The organism is Streptomyces sp. MZ04 (assembly GCF_004684775.1).
Lineage (GTDB): Bacteria > Actinomycetota > Actinomycetes > Streptomycetales > Streptomycetaceae > Streptomyces.
Genome location: NZ_SRIC01000160.1, coordinates 1 through 18,893, shown reverse-complemented (window position 1 = coordinate 18,893; position 18,893 = coordinate 1). Strand labels below are relative to the sequence as shown.

Genomic DNA, 18,893 nt, shown 5'->3' with positions numbered 1-18,893 from the left:
GCCCAAGACCAAGCCCAAGCCCAACCCCAAGCCCAAGCCCAAGCCCGAGTCCCGCACCGCCCTCGTCCGCCGCGCCCGCCGCATCAACCGCGAGCTCGCCGAGGTGTACTCGTACGCGCACCCCGAGCTGGACTTCGAGAACCCCTTCGAGCTCCTGGTGGCCACGGTCCTCTCCGCGCAGACCACGGACCTGCGGGTGAACCAGACGACACCCCGCCTCTTCGCCGCGTACCCGACCCCGGAGGACCTGGCCGCCGCTAACCCCGAAGAGGTCGAGGAACTGATCAGGCCGACCGGGTTCTTCCGGGCGAAGACGAAGTCGATCATGGGGCTCGCCGCGGCCCTGCGGGACAACCACGGCGGCGAGGTCCCCGGCCGCATAGAGGACCTGGTCAAACTGCCCGGCGTGGGCCGCAAGACCGCGTTCGTCGTGCTCGGCAACGCCTTCGGAGTCCCCGGAATCACCGTCGACACCCACTTCGGGCGGCTGGTGCGCCGGTGGAAGTGGACCGAGGAGACCGACCCGGAGAAGGTCGAGGCCGCCGTCGCCGACCTCTTCCCGAAGAGCGAGTGGACGATGCTCTCGCACCGGGTGATCTTCCACGGCCGCCGCATCTGCCACGCCCGCAAGCCCGCCTGCGGCGCCTGCCCCATCGCCGGCCTCTGCCCGTCGTACGGAGAGGGCGAGACCGACCCGGAGAAGGCGAAGAAGCTCCTCAAGTACGAGATGGGGGGCCTCCCGGGCCAGCGCCTCAAGCCCCCGCCGGACTACCCGGGAAAGGCTGCGCCCCCGCTGGGCGCGGCATGAGCGAGGATTCGGCCGAGGAACCAACCGGGGGTCCACAGGCGTTGTCCACAGTTGGACGGGGGTGCCGATGACGCACGCGAGCGACACGAGCGATACGCAGGACACGAGGCAGGACACGAGCGATACGCACATGAGCAACGGGAACGGCTTCGAGGGGCACGGCCACGCAGCCGGCCCCGACGAGCACGGCCACGCAGCCGGCCCCGACGAGCACGGCCACGCAGCCGGCCCCGACGAGCACGGCCGCACCGGCAGCCCCAACGGCCACGTGCGCCTCAGCACCGAAGGCCTCCCCGCCTGGCTGACCCCCGTCGTCCGCGCCGCGGAGACCGTCGAGCCCACCCAGCTCAGCCGCTTCCTGCCCCCGGAGAGCGGCGCCGGACGCCAGTCCGCCGTACTGATCCTCTTCGGAGAGGGCGCCCAAGGCCCCGAGCTGCTCCTGATGGAGCGCTCCGGGAGCCTGCGCTCGCACGCCGGCCAGACCTCCTTCCCCGGCGGCTCCCTCGACCCCGAGGACGGCGATCCGCAGACGGACGGCCCCCTCAGGGCCGCCCTGCGCGAGGCCGAGGAGGAGACCGGGCTCGACCCCCGGGGCGTCCAGCTCTTCGCCGTGCTGCCCCGGCTCTTCATTCCGGTGAGCGATTTCGTCGTCACGCCCGTACTGGGCTGGTGGCGTTCACCCAGTCCCGTAGGCGCGGTCGATCCGGCCGAGACGGCCCGCGTCTTCACCGTTCCCGTGGCCGATCTCACGGATCCCGACAACCGCGCGACGGCCGTCCATCCGCGAGGCCACCAAGGCCCCGCGTTCCTCGTCGAATCCGCTCTGGTCTGGGGATTCACGGCCGGCGTGATCGACAAGATCCTGCACTTCGCGGGCTGGGAGCGCCCCTGGGACCGTACGAAGCAGGTCCCGCTCGACTGGCGCGCATGACAAGGTTGCGGGGACGTGGCGACCGCGATGCGAGGCGAGGATTGAATCGGTGAACGTGCTGGACATCCTGTTGGTGGTCGCCGCCGTGTGGTTCGCGGTGGTCGGCTATCGCCAGGGATTCGTCGTCGGCATCCTGTCGGTGATCGGATTCCTGGGCGGCGGCCTCGTCGCGGTGTACCTGCTGCCCGTCATCTGGGGCGCCTTCACGGACGACAAGCAGGCGGTGGGCACGACGGCCGCCGTCGTCGCCGTCATCATCGTGATCGTCTGCGCCTCGATCGGCCAGGCCTTCACCACGCACCTCGGCAACAAGCTGCGCAGATACATCACCTGGCAGCCCGCCCGCGCCCTGGACGCGACGGGCGGCGCCCTGGTCAACGTGGTGGCGATGCTCCTCGTCGCCTGGCTGATCGGCTCCGCCCTCGCCGGTACGACGCTGCCGACGCTCGGCAAGGAAGTCCGTAACTCCAAGATCCTGCTCGGCGTCTCGCGCGCCCTGCCCGACCAGGCCGACACCTGGTTCGCGGACTTCTCATCCGTCCTCGCGCGCAACGGCTTCCCGCAGGTCTTCAGCCCGTTCTCGAACGAGCCCATCACCGAGGTGCAGGCCCCCGACCCCAGGCTCGCCAAGAGCGCGGTCGCGACGAAGGCCAGGCAGTCCATCGTGAAGGTGCAGGGCGAGGCGCGCGGCTGCGGCAAGGTCCTTGAAGGCACCGGCTTCGTCTTCTCCGACCGCCGCGTGATGACGAACGCGCACGTGGTGGGCGGCGTGGACGAGCCGACTGTGCAGATAGGCGGAGACGGCCGGACGTACGACGCGAAGGTCGTGCTCTACGACTGGGAGCGCGACATCGCCGTCCTCGACGTGCCGACCCTCCAGGCGCCCCCGCTGCGGTTCACGTCGAAGGACGCGGCCAGCGGTGACAACGCGATCGTCGCGGGCTTCCCGGAGAACGGTCCGTACGACGTGCGCCCCGCGCGCGTGCGCGGCCGCATCACGGCCAACGGCCCGGACATCTACCACCGGGGCACCGTGCGCCGCGATGTGTACTCGCTCTACGCGACCGTCCGCCAGGGCAACTCCGGCGGCCCGCTGCTCACGCCGGACGGCAAGGTGTACGGCGTGGTGTTCGCGAAGTCCCTCGACGACCCGGACACCGGCTACGCGCTCACGGCAGACGAGGTCCAGGAGGACATCGAGGCCGGCCGCACCGCCAACCAGGAAGTCGACAGCGAGGGTTGCGCGCTCTAGCCGGGGCGCCGGGGCACCGCCCCGGATCAGTCGCGCGTATGACGCAGCCGCGCCGAGACCCAGCGGGCCCTGCGGCGCAAGATGCGTGGAATGCCGATGCCCTGAGCAGGGCCTTCGTGGCCCGGATCGTGCGGGCCGCCCCCCTCATGACTGTTCAGCGCTGTGGCCGAGCGGCGGTTGCGTGCTGCGTCACTGTAGTCGTGCGTCCAGCCCATACCCCGACGTGTGCCCGTGCCTCAAGGTCGGTAATCGCGCCCAGGGGCCCCAATTGGCCTATGCGGGGGGCAAGTGGCCGTTCGTAGTACAGACGTTCGCCAACCGACGATTCAGGGGCCGATTCAGGGGCGGATTCAGGGGCCGATTCAGGGGCCCGAAAGCCTCACCGATCCGGCTCGGGATCCTTCAACCAGTTCACCAGCTCGGTCGAGAACGCAACAGGGTCCTCTTCATGAGGAAAGTGCCCGAGCCCGTCGAACAGCCGCCAGCGGTACGGCGCTTCGACGTATTCGCCGGAGCCCGCCGCGCTCCTCGTACGCATCACGGGATCGAGCGATCCGTGCAGATGCAGCGTGGGTACCTGCACCGGCCGCCTCATGCGCCGGTTGAACTGGATGCCGTCGGGGCGGGCCATCGAGCGCACCATCCAGCGGTACGGCTCGATCGAGCAGTGCGCCGTCGAGGGGATGGTCATCGCCCGCTGGTACGTCTCGACCGTCTCGTCGTCCGGAAGGCGCGGCCCCGACCAGTCCCGCACCAGACGCCCCACCAGGGCGCCGTCGTCCGCGACGAGTTGACGCTCGGGCAGCCACGGCCGCTGGAAACCCCAGACGTACGACCCGGCGGCGGTCTGCTTCCTGTCGGACAGCATCGCCGAGCGCCAGCGCCGCGGATGCGGCATCGAGGAGACGGCGAGGCGGCGCACCAGCTTGGGCCGCATCACGGCCGCCGTCCACGCCAGATATCCACCCAGGTCGTGCCCGACGAGCGCGGCGTCCGGCTCACCGAGGGACCGCACGACGCCCGTGATGTCGAGCGCGAGGTTCGCCGGGTCGTAGCCGCGCGGCGTACGGTCGCTGCCGCCCACGCCCCGCAGGTCCATCGCGACCGCACGGAAGCCCGCGTCGGCGAGCGCCACCATCTGATGCCGCCAGGTCCACCAGAACTGCGGGAAGCCGTGCAGAAGCAGCACCAGCGGCCCGTCACCCAGCTCGGCGATGTGGAAGCGCGCGCCGTTGGCGGCGACATCCCGGTGGGTCCAGGGGCCATCGATGCGTACGAGCGAGGGCGGCTGGGCCGAAAGAGGGGCGGGGTCCGTCATGAAGACGAGCGTGCCACAGCCGGGGCCTTCTCACCGACAGGGTCGACGGCGGCACCCGCAGGGCTCACCGCGCGGGGGTGCGGCTTGACGTTCCCCAGTACGGCAGCCGTCTCCTTGGCCGAAGCGGCCGCCTTCTGCGGGCCCCTGCCCTTCTTGGCCTTCTTCGCGAAGATGACGCCGATCAGCGCGAGGAGCCCCGCGACCAGCACGTTCGCCGCGAAGGACAGCACGAAGCAGATCGCCAGGTTCCAGCCGCTCCAGGTCTCGATGCCGTACGCGAGGGCGAAACTCAGCATCGGCAGCGAGAAGATCAGCACCGCTCCCGCCGCGGCGAACGCGGCACCGCCGACCGCACCGCGCTTGACGTCCTGCCGCAGCTGCGCCTTGGCCAGCGCGATCTCGTCGTGCACCAGCGCCGACATCTCGCTGGTCGCCGTGGAGACCAGCTGGCCGAGGCTGCGCTCGGTGCCGACGGGCCCGTCGGGTGCGCTCATCGCGTACTCCCTCTTCCGTAAGCGTGCATAAGCCTGCTCGGATACGTCTGTTCAGATACGACTGCTCAGCTAGGTCTGCGCAGCGATTCTGCTGAGTCTGCTAAGTCTGCGCAGATAAGTCTGCTCAGATCATGCCGGACCCTCGTCATCGACGCGTGCCCCGGCCGACACTTCGGCAAGCCTGCGGTGTTCGGCGGCCTTCTTCTCGTAGATCGCGGCCATCCGCAGGTGGTACTCCGGCTTGTCCTGCTCGTAGATGTCGGGGATGCCGTCGAGGTCCTCGTCGCGCTCCTCCTCGGCCACCATCGCGCGGTACTTGGCGTTGCGGACCTTGAGCAGGATCGCGGCGAGCACGGCCGCGATGAGCGAGCCGATCAGGACGGCGGCCTTGATCTCGTCGGTCAGCAGCGGGTCCTCGGTGAAGGCGAGTTCGCCGATCAGGAGCGAGACGGTGAAGCCGATCCCGGCGAGCGAGGCGACCGCGAAGACGTCCGGCCAGGCCAGTTCGTCGTTCAGCTCGGCCCTGGTGAAGCGCGCCGCGAGCCAGGTGCCGCCGAAGATGCCGACCGCCTTGCCGACCACGAGCCCGAGCACCACACCGAGCGTCTCCGGCTTGGTGAATACGTCCCCGAGCGCGCCGCCCGACACCACGACACCAGCGCTGAACAGCGCGAACAGCGGTACGGCGAGGCCCGCGGAGATCGGCCGCACCAGGTGCTCGATGTGCTCGCCCGGCGAGTGCTCCTCGTCGTCGCGGCGGGTGCAGCGCAGCATCAGGCCCATCGCGACACCGGCGATGGTGGCGTGGATGCCGCTGTTGTACATCAGGCCCCAGATGGTCAGGGCCAGCGGAACGTAGATGTACCAGCCGCGCACGCCCTTGCGCAGCAGCAGCCAGAAGACCGCGAGGCCGACGACCGCGCCGCCGAGCGCGGCGAAGTCGATGTCGCTGGTGAAGAAGACCGCGATGATCAGGATCGCGAAGAGGTCGTCGACGACGGCGAGCGTGAGCAGGAAGGCGCGCAGCGCGGACGGCAGTGAGGTGCCGATGACCGCGAGGACCGCGAGCGCGAAGGCGATGTCGGTGGCGGTGGGAACGGCCCAGCCGTCCATGGAGCCGCCGCCGACCGCGTTGGTCAGGAAGTACACGAGGGCGGGCACGGCCATGCCGCAGAGTGCCGCGACGACGGGCAGCGCGGCGGCCTTCGGGTCGCGCAGATCGCCGGCGACGAGCTCGCGCTTGAGCTCGATCCCGGCCACGAAGAAGAAGACGGCGAGCAGTCCGTCGGCGGCCCAGTGCTGGATGGAGAGGTCGAGTCCGAGGGCGCCGGGGCCCAGGTGGAACCCGCTCACGGATTTGTACGACCCACCGGCCGTGTTCGCCCAGATCAGCGCGGTGACGGCGGCGACGAGGAGGAGGACACCGCCGACGGTCTCGGTGCGCAGGGCGTCTGCGACGAAGTTCCGCTCGGGCAGCGAGAGCCGTCCGAGTGCCTTGCGGTTGTTGGTGGGTGCGGGCGCGGCCACGGGGGTCGACCTCCGGTCGGGTGGGCAGGACGAATCACATGCCGACCAGACTTCCCGGCGCACCTAGGTTCTTCTTGTCGCGATGTTGACGCGATCCTTAGCTTACCTAACATGCGTCCGGACGTATCCGGTGATCGTCACTTTAAGCGCAAGAAGGGCACCCGGCGCGGTGCCGGATGCCCTTCTCCTGTACGTCCTCATGTACGTCTGACCAGTGCCCCGAAGGGGCCGGAGCGCCTAGTCCTCGCTGGACGCCGACGGCAGCTTGGTCTGGATCAGGTCCATGACCGAGGAGTCGGTCAGCGTGGTGACGTCACCCAGCTCACGGTTCTCCGCGACGTCACGCAGCAGCCGCCGCATGATCTTCCCGGACCGCGTCTTCGGCAGCTCCGCCACCGGCAGGATCCGCTTCGGCTTGGCGATCGGGCCGAGCGTCGCGCCCACGTGGTTCCGCAGGTCCGCGACGAGCCCTTCGGCCTCCGCGTCGGCGGAACCCCGCAGGATCACGAAGGCCACGATGGCCTGGCCCGTCGTCTCGTCCGCCGCGCCCACGACCGCCGCCTCGGCGACGGAGGGGTGCGAGACGAGCGCGGACTCGACCTCGGTGGTGGAGATGTTGTGCCCGGAAACGAGCATCACGTCATCGACCCGCCCGAGGAGCCAGATGTCGCCGTCGTCGTCCTTCTTGGCACCGTCTCCGGCGAAGTACTTGCCTTCGAAGCGCGACCAGTAGGTGTCGATGAACCGCTGGTCGTCGCCCCAGATGGTGCGCAGCATCGACGGCCACGGCTCGGTCAGGACGAGATAGCCACCGCCGCCGTTCGGCACCTCGTTCGCCTCGTCGTCGACGACGGTGGCGGAGATGCCCGGCAGCGCGCGCTGGGCACTGCCCGGCTTGGTCTCGGTCACGCCCGGCAGCGGCGAGATCATCATCGCGCCGGTCTCGGTCTGCCACCAGGTGTCCACGATGGGGCAGGTGTCGCCGCCGATGTTCTTCCGGTACCAGATCCACGCCTCGGGGTTGATCGGCTCACCGACCGACCCGAGCACCCGCAGGCTGCTGAGGTCGAACTTCGCGGGGATGTCGTCGCCCCACTTCATGAACGTACGAATGGCCGTGGGCGCCGTGTAGAGGATGGTCACCCCGTACTTCTGGACGATCTCCCAGAAGCGCCCCTGGTGCGGGGTGTCGGGCGTGCCCTCGTACATGACCTGCGTCGCGCCGTTGGCCAGCGGTCCGTACGTGATGTACGAGTGTCCGGTGACCCAGCCGATGTCGGCCGTGCACCAGTAGACGTCGGTCTCCGGCTTGAGGTCGAAGACGGCGTGGTGGGTGTACGCGGCCTGCGTCAGGTACCCGCCCGACGTGTGCAGGATGCCCTTCGGCTTACCCGTCGTACCCGACGTGTAGAGGACGAAGAGCGGGTTCTCGGCGTCGAAGGCCTCCGGCGTGTGCTCGGCGGACTGGCGCTCGGTGAGCTCGTGCCACCACACGTCGCGGCCCTCGGTCCACGCCACGTCCTGGCCGGTGCGGCGTACGACGAGGACGTGCTCGACGGAGCTTCCGTCGCGCGAAACGGCGTCATCCACCGCAGGCTTGAGCGCGGCGGGCTTGCCCCGGCGGTAGCCCCCGTCGGAGGTGATGACGACCTTGGCGTCGGCGTCCTTCACGCGCGTGGCGATGGCGTCGGCGGAGAAGCCGCCGAAGACCACGGAGTGCGCGGCGCCGATGCGGGCGCAGGCCAGCATCGCCACGACGGCCTCGGGGATCATCGGCAGATAGACGGCGACGCGGTCGCCCTGCCGGACGCCCAACTCGGTCAGCGCGTTGGCGGCCCGGCTGACCTCGTCCTTCAGCTGGGCATAGGTGATGGCCCGGCTGTCGCCGGGCTCACCCTCGAAGTGGATCGCCACGCGGTCGCCGTTGCCGGCCTCCACATGGCGGTCCACGCAGTTGTACGCGACGTTGAGCTTCCCGTCGGCGAACCACTTCGCGAACGGCGGGTTCGTCCAGTCGAGCGTCTCGGTCGGTTCGGTGGCCCAGGTCAGCCGGCGGGCCTGCTCGGCCCAGAAGCCGAGCCTGTCAGCCTTGGCCTGTTCATACGCCTCCGCGGTGACGTTGGCGTTGGCCGCCAGGTCGGCCGGCGGCGCGAACCTTCGCTCTTCTTTAAGAAGGTTGGCCAGGCTTTCGTTGCTCACGACATCTCCCATTCCCAGGGTGTCCGTTGTGTCCCAAGCCACAGCTCATCAGACGGATACCCCTGGTGACAAGAGCCTGCCGAAAATTGGTTTAGACCTGTACTCGGGCGGGTGGCTGATCCTCCGGGGCCGGTGTCACCTGGTCGAAGACCTCGTCCTGAGCCTCGGTCAGCAGATAGGCCTGCGCCTCACCGACGTGGAAGTACATCCCGTGCAGTTCGAGCGTGCCCTCGGCCATCCGCCGGGCCACCGACTCATGGCCGCGCAGATGCTCCAACTGCTGCACCACATTGGTCAGACAGAGCTGCTCGACCGCGTCGGCGGGCGCCCGCCCCGCAAGACGGGTCCAGGTCTTGTCGGCGTCGTACGCGGCCATCCGCTCGAGGCTCGGCATCCCGTGCCGCAACCAGCGCTTCAGGGGCGTCTGAGCGCCGCCGGGCGGCGTGTTGAGCAGCGCCTGCATCGCCCCGCACCCGGAGTGCCCGCACACGGTGATGGACCGCACCTGCAGGACGTCCACGGCGTACTCGATCGCCGCGGCCACCGAGTCGTCCCCGCTCTCGGCACCCGGCAGCGGCACCAGATTGCCGACGTTGCGTACGACGAAGAGGTCCCCGGGGCCGCTCGACGTGATCATCGATGTGACGAGCCGGGAGTCGGCGCAGGTCAGGAAGAGCTGCGAGGGACTCTGCCCCTCGCGGGCGAGGCGGGCCAGCTCGCCCCGCACATGCGGGGCCGTGTTCCGCTGGAACGCGCTGATGCCGCGCGCCAGTTGATGCCCGCTGGGCCGCTCCCCGCGCGGGGTCTCCTCGGGGCGGTCGCAGTGGTGGTTGCGCCAGGCCGTCCAGGGGCGGCAGCAGGAGTGCGACGTGCTCGCCGGTTCGGCGATCCGCGTGCCCGCACGCCCGGTCACCTCGACGGTGCCGCCCTGCGCGGTGTGCGCGTCCTGCCAGCACTGCAGCGCCTCGTACGCGGCATGGTCCATGAAAGAGCCGTCCAACTCAACCACAGTTGCGGACCCTTGGGGCACAAGGTGCAGCGCCCTGCTGAGCCTCGGCACCGCGAGGAACGTCAACTGTCCGCGCACACGCACATGGTGGACGTCGCCCTCCTCGGCGTGCGTGATCCGTGTCCGGGCGAGGCGGTGCAGCGCGACGGCCACGGCGACGGCGACGCCGAGGGCCACGCCTTCGAGCACGCCCAGGAAGACCACGCCGAGCGTCGTGATGACGTAGACGAGGATCTCGCGGTGGCGGGTGATGGTGCGGATGTGGTTCAGGCTCACCATCTGGATGCCGACGGCCATCACCAGGGCGGCGAGCGCGGCGAGCGGGATCAGCTCCAGGACGGGGACGAGCAGCAGGGCGGCTACTACTACCCAAACGCCGTGCAGCATCGTGGAGTTCCTGCTGACGGCACCCGCTCGCACATTGGCCACGCTGCGCACCGCGACCCCGGCGACCGGCAGCCCGCCGAGCGCGCCGGAGACGACATTGGCGGCGCCCTGCCCGAGCAGCTCCCGGTCGAGATCGGAGCGGCCGACGCGGGACTGCCCCGCGGCCCGCCGCGAGGTGAGCTTGTCCACGGCGACCGCCCCGAGCAGCGACTGCACCCCGCACACCAGCGTGATGGTGAGCACGGCGGCCACGATCCCGAGCACGGGCCCTTCCGGGAGCCCGGCCAGCGCGTGACTGCGCCACGACGGCAGGTCGACCTTGGCGAGGCTGAGTCCGGCGACGGAGGCGCAGACGGTCGCCCCCGCGACGGCGACCAGCGGAGCAGGTACGACGCGCAGAACTCTCCCCGGGCGTCCGGGAATGCGCGGCCAGGCGAGCAGGATCGCCAGTGTCAGGAGGCTGATCGACAGGTCGGCCGGATGCAGATCGGCCAACTGGGCGGGCAGCGCACGGAGGTTGTCGGGAACGGAGCTCTGCGGCGTGCCGCCGAGCACGATGTGCAGCTGGGCGACGGCGATGGCGACACCGATGCCGGCGAGCATGCCGTGCACGATGGCGGGGCTGACGGCGAGTGCGGAGCGGGCCACGCGCAGGCAGCCGAGGCCGAGTTGGGCGCAGCCGGCGAGGACGGTGATGGCGCAGGTGGTACGCCATCCATAGCGCTGGATGAGGTCGGCGGTGACGACCGTGAGGCCGGCGGCGGGTCCGCTCACCTGGAGCGGCGACCCGCCGAGCCGTCCGGCGAGGAGTCCGCCGACGGCGGCGGCGACGAGCCCTGCCTGGAGCGGTGCTCCGGTGGCGAGCGCGATGCCGAGGGAGAGCGGCAGGGCGATCAGGAAGACGGCGATCGACGCGGAGAGATCGGCGCCGGAGACACGGAACTTGCGGAACTTGCGGCTCTTGCGGCTCTTGCCGGACGGCGGGCCGTGGGGCTCGTGGTCGTGTGAGGCGTGGGCCGAGTCGGTGGTGTGGGTGGGGACACAAGCGGTCATGGCTTCCCGTCTCCTCCGGGGCGGCGCGGTCGCGGGACAAGGGGTCCTCCGGCGGTCTCCGGAGGGCGGGTCGCGGCCGTGGGTCACGGCGTTGCAGCGGCGGGATATCTCAACTCTCGGTAAATGAATCGTAATGCAGAGTAAAGGCCGTGGTTGGATAAATGGGTCAAATGGGGCATTGAATCACCCTGGCGAGTGAATAAGGCTATTCGTCGGCTTGTCGGAACCCGCCTCCCGTGCCCTCGTGCGACGTTGGCGACCTCGTCGGCATTTCACCTCAATTACGGACTAATGCCCGCGAAGACCCCTGCCCTGACTCGAAGCCGATGTGAAGGAAGTAGGTGGGCGGAAGATGGCCGCCACCCAGAGGATCCAGCGGATCGCCGCGGGCATCACCGCCCTCGTGGCATGCGTCGCGGCACTGGCCGGTTGCGCGGGCGGCGACGCCGGCACCCGCGCCGAGAAGGGCGCGCACGGCCCCGGAAAGGCGGCTCCCGCCCCGGCGCCCAAGAGCGCGGTCCGCATGATCGGCGACGGCTCCACCGCCTTCACCGGTCAGCAGCCGCACCTGCCGAGACCCGCACGCCTCAAGCGGGGCCAGAAGCCACCCCAGTTCGTGGTCTTCTCCTGGGACGGCGCGGGCGAGGACAGCCAGAAGCTCTTCTCGCACTTCCGCAAGGTCGCCCAGCGGAACAACGCGACGATGACGTACTTCCTCAGCGGCGTGTACATGCTCCCCGAGGAGAAGCGGAAGCTCTACAAGCCGCCACAGCACCTGTCCGGCAGCTCGGACATCGGCTTCAACGACCGCAAGGGAATCAAGGACACCGTGGACCAGCTCCGCGGCGCCTGGCTCGAGGGCAACGAGGTCGGCACGCACTTCAACGGCCACTTCTGCGGTACGAGCGGCGGCGTGGGCCAGTGGTCGGTCGCCGACTGGAAGTCCGAGATCGGCCAGGCCAAGTCCTTCGTCAAGGCCTGGAAGACCAACACGGGCATGAAGGGCGCCCAGCCGCTGCCCTTCGACTACGACAAGGAACTCATCGGCGCCCGCACGCCCTGCCTCGAAGGCCAGAAGAACTTCATGCGGGCGGCCCGCGAGCTCGGCTTCCGCTATGACACCAGCGGCGTCAACAACCAGCTCTGGCCCAAGAAGAAGGAAGGCCTCTGGGACCTGTCGATGCAGCTGGTCCCGGTCCCCGGCCGCAAGTTCGAGACGCTCACCATGGACTACAACTTCATGGTGAACCAGTCGGGTACGACGTCCCAGGGCGACCCCGACAAGCACGAGTACTGGGGCGACCAGATGCGCGACGGCCTGCTCCAGGGCTTCGACCGCGCCTACAAGGGCAATCGCGCCCCGCTGATCATCGGCAACCACTTCGAGTCCTGGAACGGCGGCACGTACATGCGCGCCATCGAGGAGACGGTCGAGTCGGTCTGCACCAAGCCCGACGTACGCTGCGTCTCCTTCCGTCAACTCGCTGACTGGCTCGACGCCCAGGACCCGAAGACCCTGGAGCGCCTCACCAAGCTGCCGGTCGCCACGGCCCCCAAGGGCGGCTGGGCGTCCTACCTCTCGGCCCAGCCCGCCCCGGCCCCGAAGGGCGTCCCGGGCGCCCCGGCGGTCAAGCCGTAGCGCCCACAGGGGTGTTCAGGCCGTAGCGGCCAGCCGTTCGCGCAGCACGAAGTCGGGGTCGACCTGGCCCGCCAGATCGGCCCCCGTTCGTTCGTTGCCCCAGCTCTGCGCGTTCTTCAGGTGGAAGTGCACCATCTGGCGCGTGTAGCGCTCCCAGTCGCGGCGCTCGTACGAGGCGTCGGCGGCGGACTGAAGTGCTTGCAGGGCAAGGCGGTTGGTCGCCTCCAGGCGCTCGAACCGGGGCGGCCGGCCCTTCTCCATGGCGCGCACCCAGTCCGAGTGCCCGACGGTCACCAGGAGGTCGTCGCCCACCTGCTCACGCAGGAAGTCGATGTCGTCCTGGCCCTGCACCTTGTTGCCGACGACCCGGAGGGCGACCCCGAAGTCCCGTGCGTATTCCTTGTACTGGCGATAGACCGACACGCCCTTCCGGGTCGGCTCGGCCACCAGGAACGTCATGTCGAAGCGGGTGAACATGCCGGACGCGAACGAGTCCGAGCCGGCGGTCATGTCGACGACCGCGTACTCGTCGCGACCGTCGACCAGGTGGTTCAGGCACAGCTCCACCGCCCCCGTCTTGGAGTGGTAGCAGGCGACACCGAGGTCGGCTTCGGTGAACGGCCCTGTGACCATCAAACGTACGGCGGCGTCGTCGAGTTCCACCGTCCGCGCACACGCGTCGTACACCGGGTTGTCCTCGCGCACCCGAAGCAGCCGCGAGCCCTCGCCGGGGGGCGTGGTCTTGATCATTGTCTCGGCGGAGGCGATCCGCGGGTTGGAGCCGCGCAGATAGTCCTTGATGAGCGGAAGGCGTGCCCCCATGGCGGGCAGCTCGGCGGCGACCGTGTCGTCGAGGCCGAGCGCGAGGCCCAGGTGCTGGTTGATGTCGGCGTCCACCGCGAGGACCGGTGCGCCGGTGGCGGCGAGGTGGCGGATGAAGAGCGAGGACAGCGTGGTCTTGCCGCTGCCGCCCTTCCCTACGAAAGCGATCTTCATGTTCACCAAGAGTAGCTGGGTGATCACCTGACGTATCCATTCGGCGTGAAGAAGACCACTCCTTCGTGGGGCGGGCGCCGGGTGTGCGTAGGGTCGTACTCATGAGTACGACAGCTGATCCGCTCGCAGCCCTGGTGGCCCTGCCCGGAGTGAGCGACTCCGTGGATTCCGTGCGCAAGGCCGTGGACCGGGTCTACGGCCACCGGATCATGCGGCGCCGCAGCAACGAGGTCACGTCCGAGGCGGCCCTGCGCGGCGCGCGCGGCTCCGCGGCGCTCTCCGGCGCCGATTGGGCCCTCGAAGAGGTGCGCCGGCGCAGCGACTTCGGCGGCGACGACGAGGCGCGCACGGTCGGCGCGGCCCTGCGTCTCACCGCGGAGGCGGGTCAACTCCTGTCCATCTGGCGGCAGTCGCCGCTGCGGGTCCTCGCGCGCCTGCACCTGGTCGCGGCGGCGGAGGCCGATGAGGCGGCGGGGCGGCCGCGTCTCGCGGGCGAGCCGGTCGACGAGCCGCTGGTCGAGCTGGAGGTGCCGGACGCCGAGGAAGTGGCGGGGCGCCTGGAGGGGCTCTCGCAGCTGATCATCGCGGGAAGTTCCGCACCGGCCCTGGTGACGGCGGCCGTGGTGCACGGCGAACTGCTCAGCCTGCGGCCCTTCGGCTCGCACAATGGCCTGGTCGCGCGCGCGGCCGAGCGCATCGTCCTGGTGGGCAGCGGCCTGGACCCGAAGTCCATCTGCCCGGCCGAGGCGGGTCACGCGGAGCAGGGGCGGGCGGCGTACGTAGCTGCGCTCGACGGCTACGCGTCCGGTACCCCGGAGGGGATGGCCGCCTGGATCGCCCACTGCGGGCGTGCGGTCGAGCTGGGGGTCAGAGAGTCGACGGCGGTCTGTGAGGCGCTGCAGCGCGGCGCGGCGTAAAAGGACCCCACACAGGGTTGCGGCGGTACGAGTTCTCGTACCGCCGCTGGCATGTTCACCGTGTTACCAAGCGTCCTCGAAGGTTGCCCATCAGGTCGGGAACATTGCCCGTCACCTGGTGCGGCTGGCCCGTAATCGACGGGTCGACGTCGCGTGGGTGCTCGGTGTTCATGCTTCGGTCCGTGGGGCCTTGGTTGCGTTTAAAGGTAATCCTCTCGGATGTCCTTGGTCTCGCGGGCCGTTGACTCCTTTGTACTCCTGTCCTGGGGTAAGCGGAAGTCCTGGCCCTACTTCTTTACTTTTAGGTTCAAATAAGGGTGAATCGGGCGCGGGTCGTCCGACGCCTGCTGGCGAACCAGACGAGGCCCGCTGTGGCCGCGGCCGCGCCCACAGCCGCCACCGCCACGAGCGCGGGACGGGACGGCTTCTGCCGCCGCTCCTTGAGCCGCACCGGGCGATGGAAGTCGAGAATCGGCCACCCGCGCGCGAGGGCCTCGCGACGCAGCGCGCGATCGGGGTTGACCGCGTGCGGATGCCCGACGGACTCCAGCATCGGGATGTCGGTCACCGAGTCGCTGTAGGCGTGGCAGCGGTCGAGGTCGTACCCCTCGGAGGCGGCGAGCTCCTTGATCGCGGCCGCCTTGGTGGGGCCGTAGGCGTAGTACTCCACCTCGCCCGTGAAACATCCGTCGTCGCCCACGACCATTCGGGTGGCGACCACCCGGTCCGCGCCCAGAAGCTCCCCGATCGGCTCGACGACCTCGGCGCCCGAGGTGGAGACGATGACGACGTCGCGGCCCGCGGTGTGGTGCTCCTCGATGAGGGACGCGGCCTCGTCGTAGATGATCGGGTCGATCAGGTCGTGGAGCGTCTCGGCGACGATCTCCTTGACCTGCCGCACGTTCCATCCGCGGCAGAGCGCGGACAAGTACTCGCGCATCCGCTCCATCTGGTCGTGATCGGCGCCGCCGGCGAGGAAGACGAACTGCGCATACGCGGTCCGCAGTACTGCCCTGCGGTTGATCAGGCCGCCTTGGTAGAACGACTTGCTGAAGGTGAGAGTGCTCGACTTCGCAATGACCGTCTTGTCCAGGTCAAAGAAGGCGGCTGTGCGAGGCAAGGAGTGGTTTTCCACGAGCCCGAGCATAGGCGCCCACCATTCGGCGTAAGGTGAGGCGCGTGGGTTTGCCTGAGAAGGCTCTCGGGTACACCATGGAAGTCACGGATCGTTCGCGACCGTGCTAACCCGGTCTGGCTCCTCCCCCCCCGAGTCGGACCGTGGGGACGACCCCCGCTCTCCCCCCCGGCGGGGGTCGTCGCATGTCCGGATGGGTTTTACGGGCTTCGTACGACTCCGATCCGATCACGTGACGCGTCAGGGCCGCCGACTCGGCGGCCCTTTCGCATGCCCAAGATCCGTCACCGTGCGTAGTCGTCAGGCTGCTCTGTGGAAGTCTCCGGGATGTCACCGGTATGGGTGAAGGGGATATTCACAGCCCACGTCTTGTCCACAGTTATTGACCAAGATCCACACGATTTCCCCGGATCGCTGCACGCTGATTCCGCTCGTTCTGCACGCGAAGTTCATGGCCGGATTGCTTTGGCCGGTTCTTCGCAGATGTGGAACGCGGCATTCACGGGGCTTGGAGTGAGAGGGGGCAGGAGATCGTGGCTGGAGTGATTACGGACGACAGGCCGCCGCAGTCCGATGGAGGGCAGAGCGGACCGCTGATCGTCACGGAAGATGTGGACCTGCTGGACGACCTGCTGCGGCTGTGCGCCGCGGCGGGCGCGCGACCCGAGGTGCAGCACGGAGTGCCGGAGCGCAGAGGCGGCTGGGATGCCGCCCCGCTCGTGCTGGTCGGGGACGACGCGGTGGACCGGGTGCGGGGGGCCGCGCGCAGGCGCGGGGTCGTGCTGGTCGGCCGGGATCAGGACGATTCCGGGGTCTGGCGGCGCGCCGTGGAGATCGGCGCCGACCATGTCCTCGTCCTGCCCGACGGCGAGCGCTGGCTGGTGGACCGCATCGCCGACGTGGCCGAGGGCGTGGGGCGGCCCGCGCTCACCGTGGGGGTGATCGGCGGGAGCGGTGGTGCCGGCGCGTCGACGCTGGCCTGCGCGCTGGCGGTCACGGCGGCCCGCGCGGGACGGCGCACGATGCTCGTCGACGCCGACCCGCTCGGCGGCGGGCTCGACGTGCTCCTTGGGGGTGAAGCGGCCGACGGGCTGCGCTGGCCCGCCTTCGCCCAGTCCAAGGGGCGAGTCGGCGGGGGCGCCCTCGAGGAGTCGCTGCCCGAGTTGCACTCCCTGCGCGTCCTCAGCTGGGACCGGGGCGATGCGGTGGTCATTCCGCCGGACGCCATGAGGGCGGTGATCGCCGCGGCCCGCCGCCGGGGCGGGGTGGTGGTCGTGGACCTGCCGCGCCGGGTGGACGAAGGAGTGGCCGAGGCGCTCGCTCAGGTGGACCTGGGGCTCCTGGTGGTGCCGGCGGAACTGCGCGCGGTGGCGGGGGCGCGACGGGTCGCGTCGGCGGTGGGGATGGTGCTGCGGGATCTGAGAGTGGTGGTCGGCGGTGGTGCCGGTGATCCGGCGGGTGCGGGCGGCTTCGGCGGCTTCGGCTGCTTCGACGCGGAAGAGGTCGCCAGGCTGATCGGGCTGCCACTCGTGGGTGAACTCCCCAGAGAAGCCGGACTGTTGGCGGCGCAGGCCGGTGGCATGCCGCCAGGAGGCGTCGAAAGGGGGCCGCTCGCGCGCTTCTGCACGGCCTTCTGGGAGCGGGTCCCCGCCGATGCCACCGGAGGCGGCTCATGAGCGCCGTCGTCGGGGCCAGGATGCTGGACGGAGTGCGCCAGTGGCTCGCCGAGAGCGGCACCGAGCCGACCCCGGCCCGGGTCGCCGAGGCGCTCCGGGCGCAGGGCAGGGTGCTCGGGGACGCGGAAGTCCTGGGCGCGGCAGCGCAGTTACGTTCGGAGCTGGTGGGTGCCGGGCCGCTGGAGCACTTGCTCGCCGACGCCTCGGTGACCGATGTGCTGGTGTCCGCTCCCGACCGGGTGTGGGTGGACCGGGGCGGCGGCCTCGAGCTGACCGCCGTGTCCTTCGAGGACGCGGCGGCGGTGCGGCGGCTCGCACAGCGGCTCGCGGCCGTGGCGGGGCGACGGCTCGACGACGCGAGGCCCTGGGTGGACGCACGGCTCCCGGACGGCACCCGCCTCCATGCGGTGCTGCCCCCGGTCGCCGTCGGCTCGACCTGCCTCTCCTTGCGCGTCGTACGGCCCCGGGCCTTCACCCTCGCGGAGCTCGTCGCGGCGGGGACGGTGCCGCCGGGCGGGGACCGGGTGCTGCGGGCGCTGCTCGATGCGAGGCTCTCGTACTTGATCAGTGGTGGTACGGGTTCCGGAAAGACGACGCTGCTGAGCGCGCTGCTCGGCCTGGTCGGGCCGGGGGAGCGGATCGTGCTCGCCGAGGACTCGGCGGAGCTGCGCCCCGACCACCCGCATGTCGTGCGCCTGGAAGCCAGGCCCGCGAACCAGGAGGGCAAGGGGCAGGTGGGCCTGGACGACCTGGTGCGGCAGGCCCTGCGGATGCGGCCCGACCGGCTGGTCGTGGGTGAGGTGCGGGGCGCCGAGGTGGTCCATCTGCTGGCCGCCCTGAACACGGGGCATGAAGGCGGCTGCGGCACGGTGCACGCCAACGCGGCGGGGGACGTGCCCGCCCGTCTGGAGGCGCTGGGGACGGCTGCGGGGCTCGATCGGGCGGCGCTGCACAGCCAGTTGGCGGCAGCCCTGTCGGTGGTCCTCCATCTCGTGAGGGACCGGTCCGGCAAGCGGCGGATCGCCGAGGTGCATGTCCTGGAGCGGGATACGTCGGGCTTCGTGGTGACGGTGCCGGCGCTGCGGTGGGGCGAGCGGTCCTTTGTCCGGGAGCGAGGTTGGGAGCGTCTTGACGGGCTTCTGGGTGGCGTGGCTCGGGGCGGTCTTGGGGGTGCTGGGTGAGTGCGGTGGGAGTGGTGGTGCCGGTCTGGGCGGTGGCTCTGTGTGCGGGGGGTGCGGTCTGGCTGTTGGTTGGGTGGGACCGGGCGTTGCGGCGGGCTAGGACTGTGCTCGGTTGTGGTGCGGTCGTGCCGGACGGCTTGGCTTGGCGACGGGTGTTCGCCGCGGCGAGCTGGCGGGTGCGGCACGAATGGTGGTGCCTGGCGGCCGGGTCGGCGGTCGCGCTCCTGGGGGAGTCCGTGGTGCCGCTGGTCGTGGGGGCGGCGGGAATGCCGTTGATACGGCGGGTGCGGCGGGCCCGGGACGCGCGGACCGAGGGGGAGCGGCGGGCCGCCGAGGTGATCGCGCTGTGCGGAACGCTCGCGGGCGGGGTG

Annotated in this window: 15 protein-coding genes and 1 pseudogene; 8 read left to right on the top strand and 8 right to left on the bottom strand. The window is 70.2% G+C overall.

Annotated elements, in window-relative coordinates:
- The 3 genes from nth to E2651_RS27630 form a co-directional block, all read left to right on the top strand.
- The coding region (gene nth, locus E2651_RS27640; RefSeq protein WP_135333952.1) for an endonuclease III at window positions 1-808 on the top strand (808 nt) is incomplete at its 5' end.
- 67 nt (window positions 809-875) lie between these two features.
- Window positions 876-1,739 carry a CoA pyrophosphatase gene (locus tag E2651_RS27635; protein WP_245239270.1) on the top strand — a complete coding sequence of 288 codons (864 nt, stop codon included), beginning with the start codon at window positions 876-878 and terminating at the stop codon, window positions 1,737-1,739.
- A 49-nt stretch (window positions 1,740-1,788) separates the two neighbouring features.
- Window positions 1,789-2,991, top strand: a complete 1,203-nt coding sequence (locus E2651_RS27630; protein WP_135333950.1) for a MarP family serine protease — start codon at window positions 1,789-1,791, stop codon at window positions 2,989-2,991.
- Window positions 2,992-3,017: 26 nt separating this feature from the next.
- On the opposite strand, the gene E2651_RS45505 is transcribed toward E2651_RS27630, so the two are convergent.
- From E2651_RS45505 to E2651_RS27600, 6 genes are all read right to left on the bottom strand, one after another.
- On the bottom strand, window positions 3,018-3,206 hold the full coding sequence (locus tag E2651_RS45505; RefSeq protein ID WP_135333949.1) for a hypothetical protein: 189 nt from the start codon (window positions 3,204-3,206) through the stop codon (window positions 3,018-3,020).
- A 164-nt stretch (window positions 3,207-3,370) separates the two neighbouring features.
- The gene (locus E2651_RS27620; protein ID WP_135333948.1) at window positions 3,371-4,309 is read right to left on the bottom strand and encodes an alpha/beta hydrolase; all 939 of its coding nucleotides are present in this window, start codon (window positions 4,307-4,309) and stop codon (window positions 3,371-3,373) included.
- Window positions 4,306-4,803 carry a phage holin family protein gene (locus E2651_RS27615; RefSeq protein WP_135333947.1) on the bottom strand — a complete coding sequence of 166 codons (498 nt, stop codon included), beginning with the start codon at window positions 4,801-4,803 and terminating at the stop codon, window positions 4,306-4,308. The genes E2651_RS27620 and E2651_RS27615 overlap by 4 nt, the downstream gene beginning before the upstream one ends.
- Before the next feature lie 129 nt (window positions 4,804-4,932).
- The gene (gene nhaA, locus E2651_RS27610) at window positions 4,933-6,330 is read right to left on the bottom strand and encodes a Na+/H+ antiporter NhaA (RefSeq protein WP_135333946.1); all 1,398 of its coding nucleotides are present in this window, start codon (window positions 6,328-6,330) and stop codon (window positions 4,933-4,935) included.
- Between the two features lie 237 nt (window positions 6,331-6,567).
- The gene (gene acs / locus E2651_RS27605) at window positions 6,568-8,571 is read right to left on the bottom strand and encodes an acetate--CoA ligase (protein WP_135333945.1); all 2,004 of its coding nucleotides are present in this window, start codon (window positions 8,569-8,571) and stop codon (window positions 6,568-6,570) included.
- 49 nt (window positions 8,572-8,620) lie between these two features.
- The gene (locus tag E2651_RS27600) at window positions 8,621-10,978 is read right to left on the bottom strand and encodes a SulP family inorganic anion transporter (RefSeq protein ID WP_135333944.1); all 2,358 of its coding nucleotides are present in this window, start codon (window positions 10,976-10,978) and stop codon (window positions 8,621-8,623) included.
- 352 nt (window positions 10,979-11,330) lie between these two features.
- Here E2651_RS27600 and E2651_RS27595 point away from each other — a divergent pair, with 352 nt between their 5' ends.
- Window positions 11,331-12,617 carry a hypothetical protein gene (locus E2651_RS27595; protein WP_135333943.1) on the top strand — a complete coding sequence of 429 codons (1,287 nt, stop codon included), beginning with the start codon at window positions 11,331-11,333 and terminating at the stop codon, window positions 12,615-12,617.
- Window positions 12,618-12,632: 15 nt separating this feature from the next.
- Here the strand turns inward: E2651_RS27595 and E2651_RS27590 are convergent, their stop codons facing one another.
- Window positions 12,633-13,613: an ATP-binding protein gene (locus E2651_RS27590; protein WP_135333942.1), complete on the bottom strand. Its 981-nt coding sequence runs from the start codon at window positions 13,611-13,613 to the stop codon at window positions 12,633-12,635.
- A gap of 101 nt (window positions 13,614-13,714) precedes the next feature.
- On the opposite strand from E2651_RS27590, the gene E2651_RS27585 reads away from it, so the two are divergent.
- Complete coding sequence (locus E2651_RS27585; RefSeq protein ID WP_135333941.1) at window positions 13,715-14,530, top strand: Fic family protein; 816 nt, start codon at window positions 13,715-13,717, stop codon at window positions 14,528-14,530.
- A 307-nt stretch (window positions 14,531-14,837) separates the two neighbouring features.
- Here E2651_RS27585 and E2651_RS27580 read toward each other — a convergent pair whose 3' ends face one another.
- Entirely contained in the window at window positions 14,838-15,677 is an 840-nt protein-coding gene (locus tag E2651_RS27580; RefSeq protein WP_135333940.1) for an HAD-IB family hydrolase, read from the bottom strand.
- 521 nt (window positions 15,678-16,198) lie between these two features.
- Between E2651_RS27580 and ssd the strand changes: the two genes are divergently transcribed.
- From ssd to E2651_RS27565, 3 genes and pseudogenes are all read left to right on the top strand, one after another.
- Window positions 16,199-17,341: a septum site-determining protein Ssd gene (ssd, locus tag E2651_RS27575; protein ID WP_135333939.1), complete on the top strand. Its 1,143-nt coding sequence runs from the start codon at window positions 16,199-16,201 to the stop codon at window positions 17,339-17,341.
- On the top strand, window positions 17,338-18,522 hold the full coding sequence (locus E2651_RS27570; protein WP_135333938.1) for a TadA family conjugal transfer-associated ATPase: 1,185 nt from the start codon (window positions 17,338-17,340) through the stop codon (window positions 18,520-18,522). The genes ssd and E2651_RS27570 overlap by 4 nt, the downstream gene beginning before the upstream one ends.
- 125 nt (window positions 18,523-18,647) lie before the next feature.
- Window positions 18,648-18,893 (top strand): annotated as a pseudogene (locus E2651_RS27565) (hypothetical protein); the annotation flags it as partial.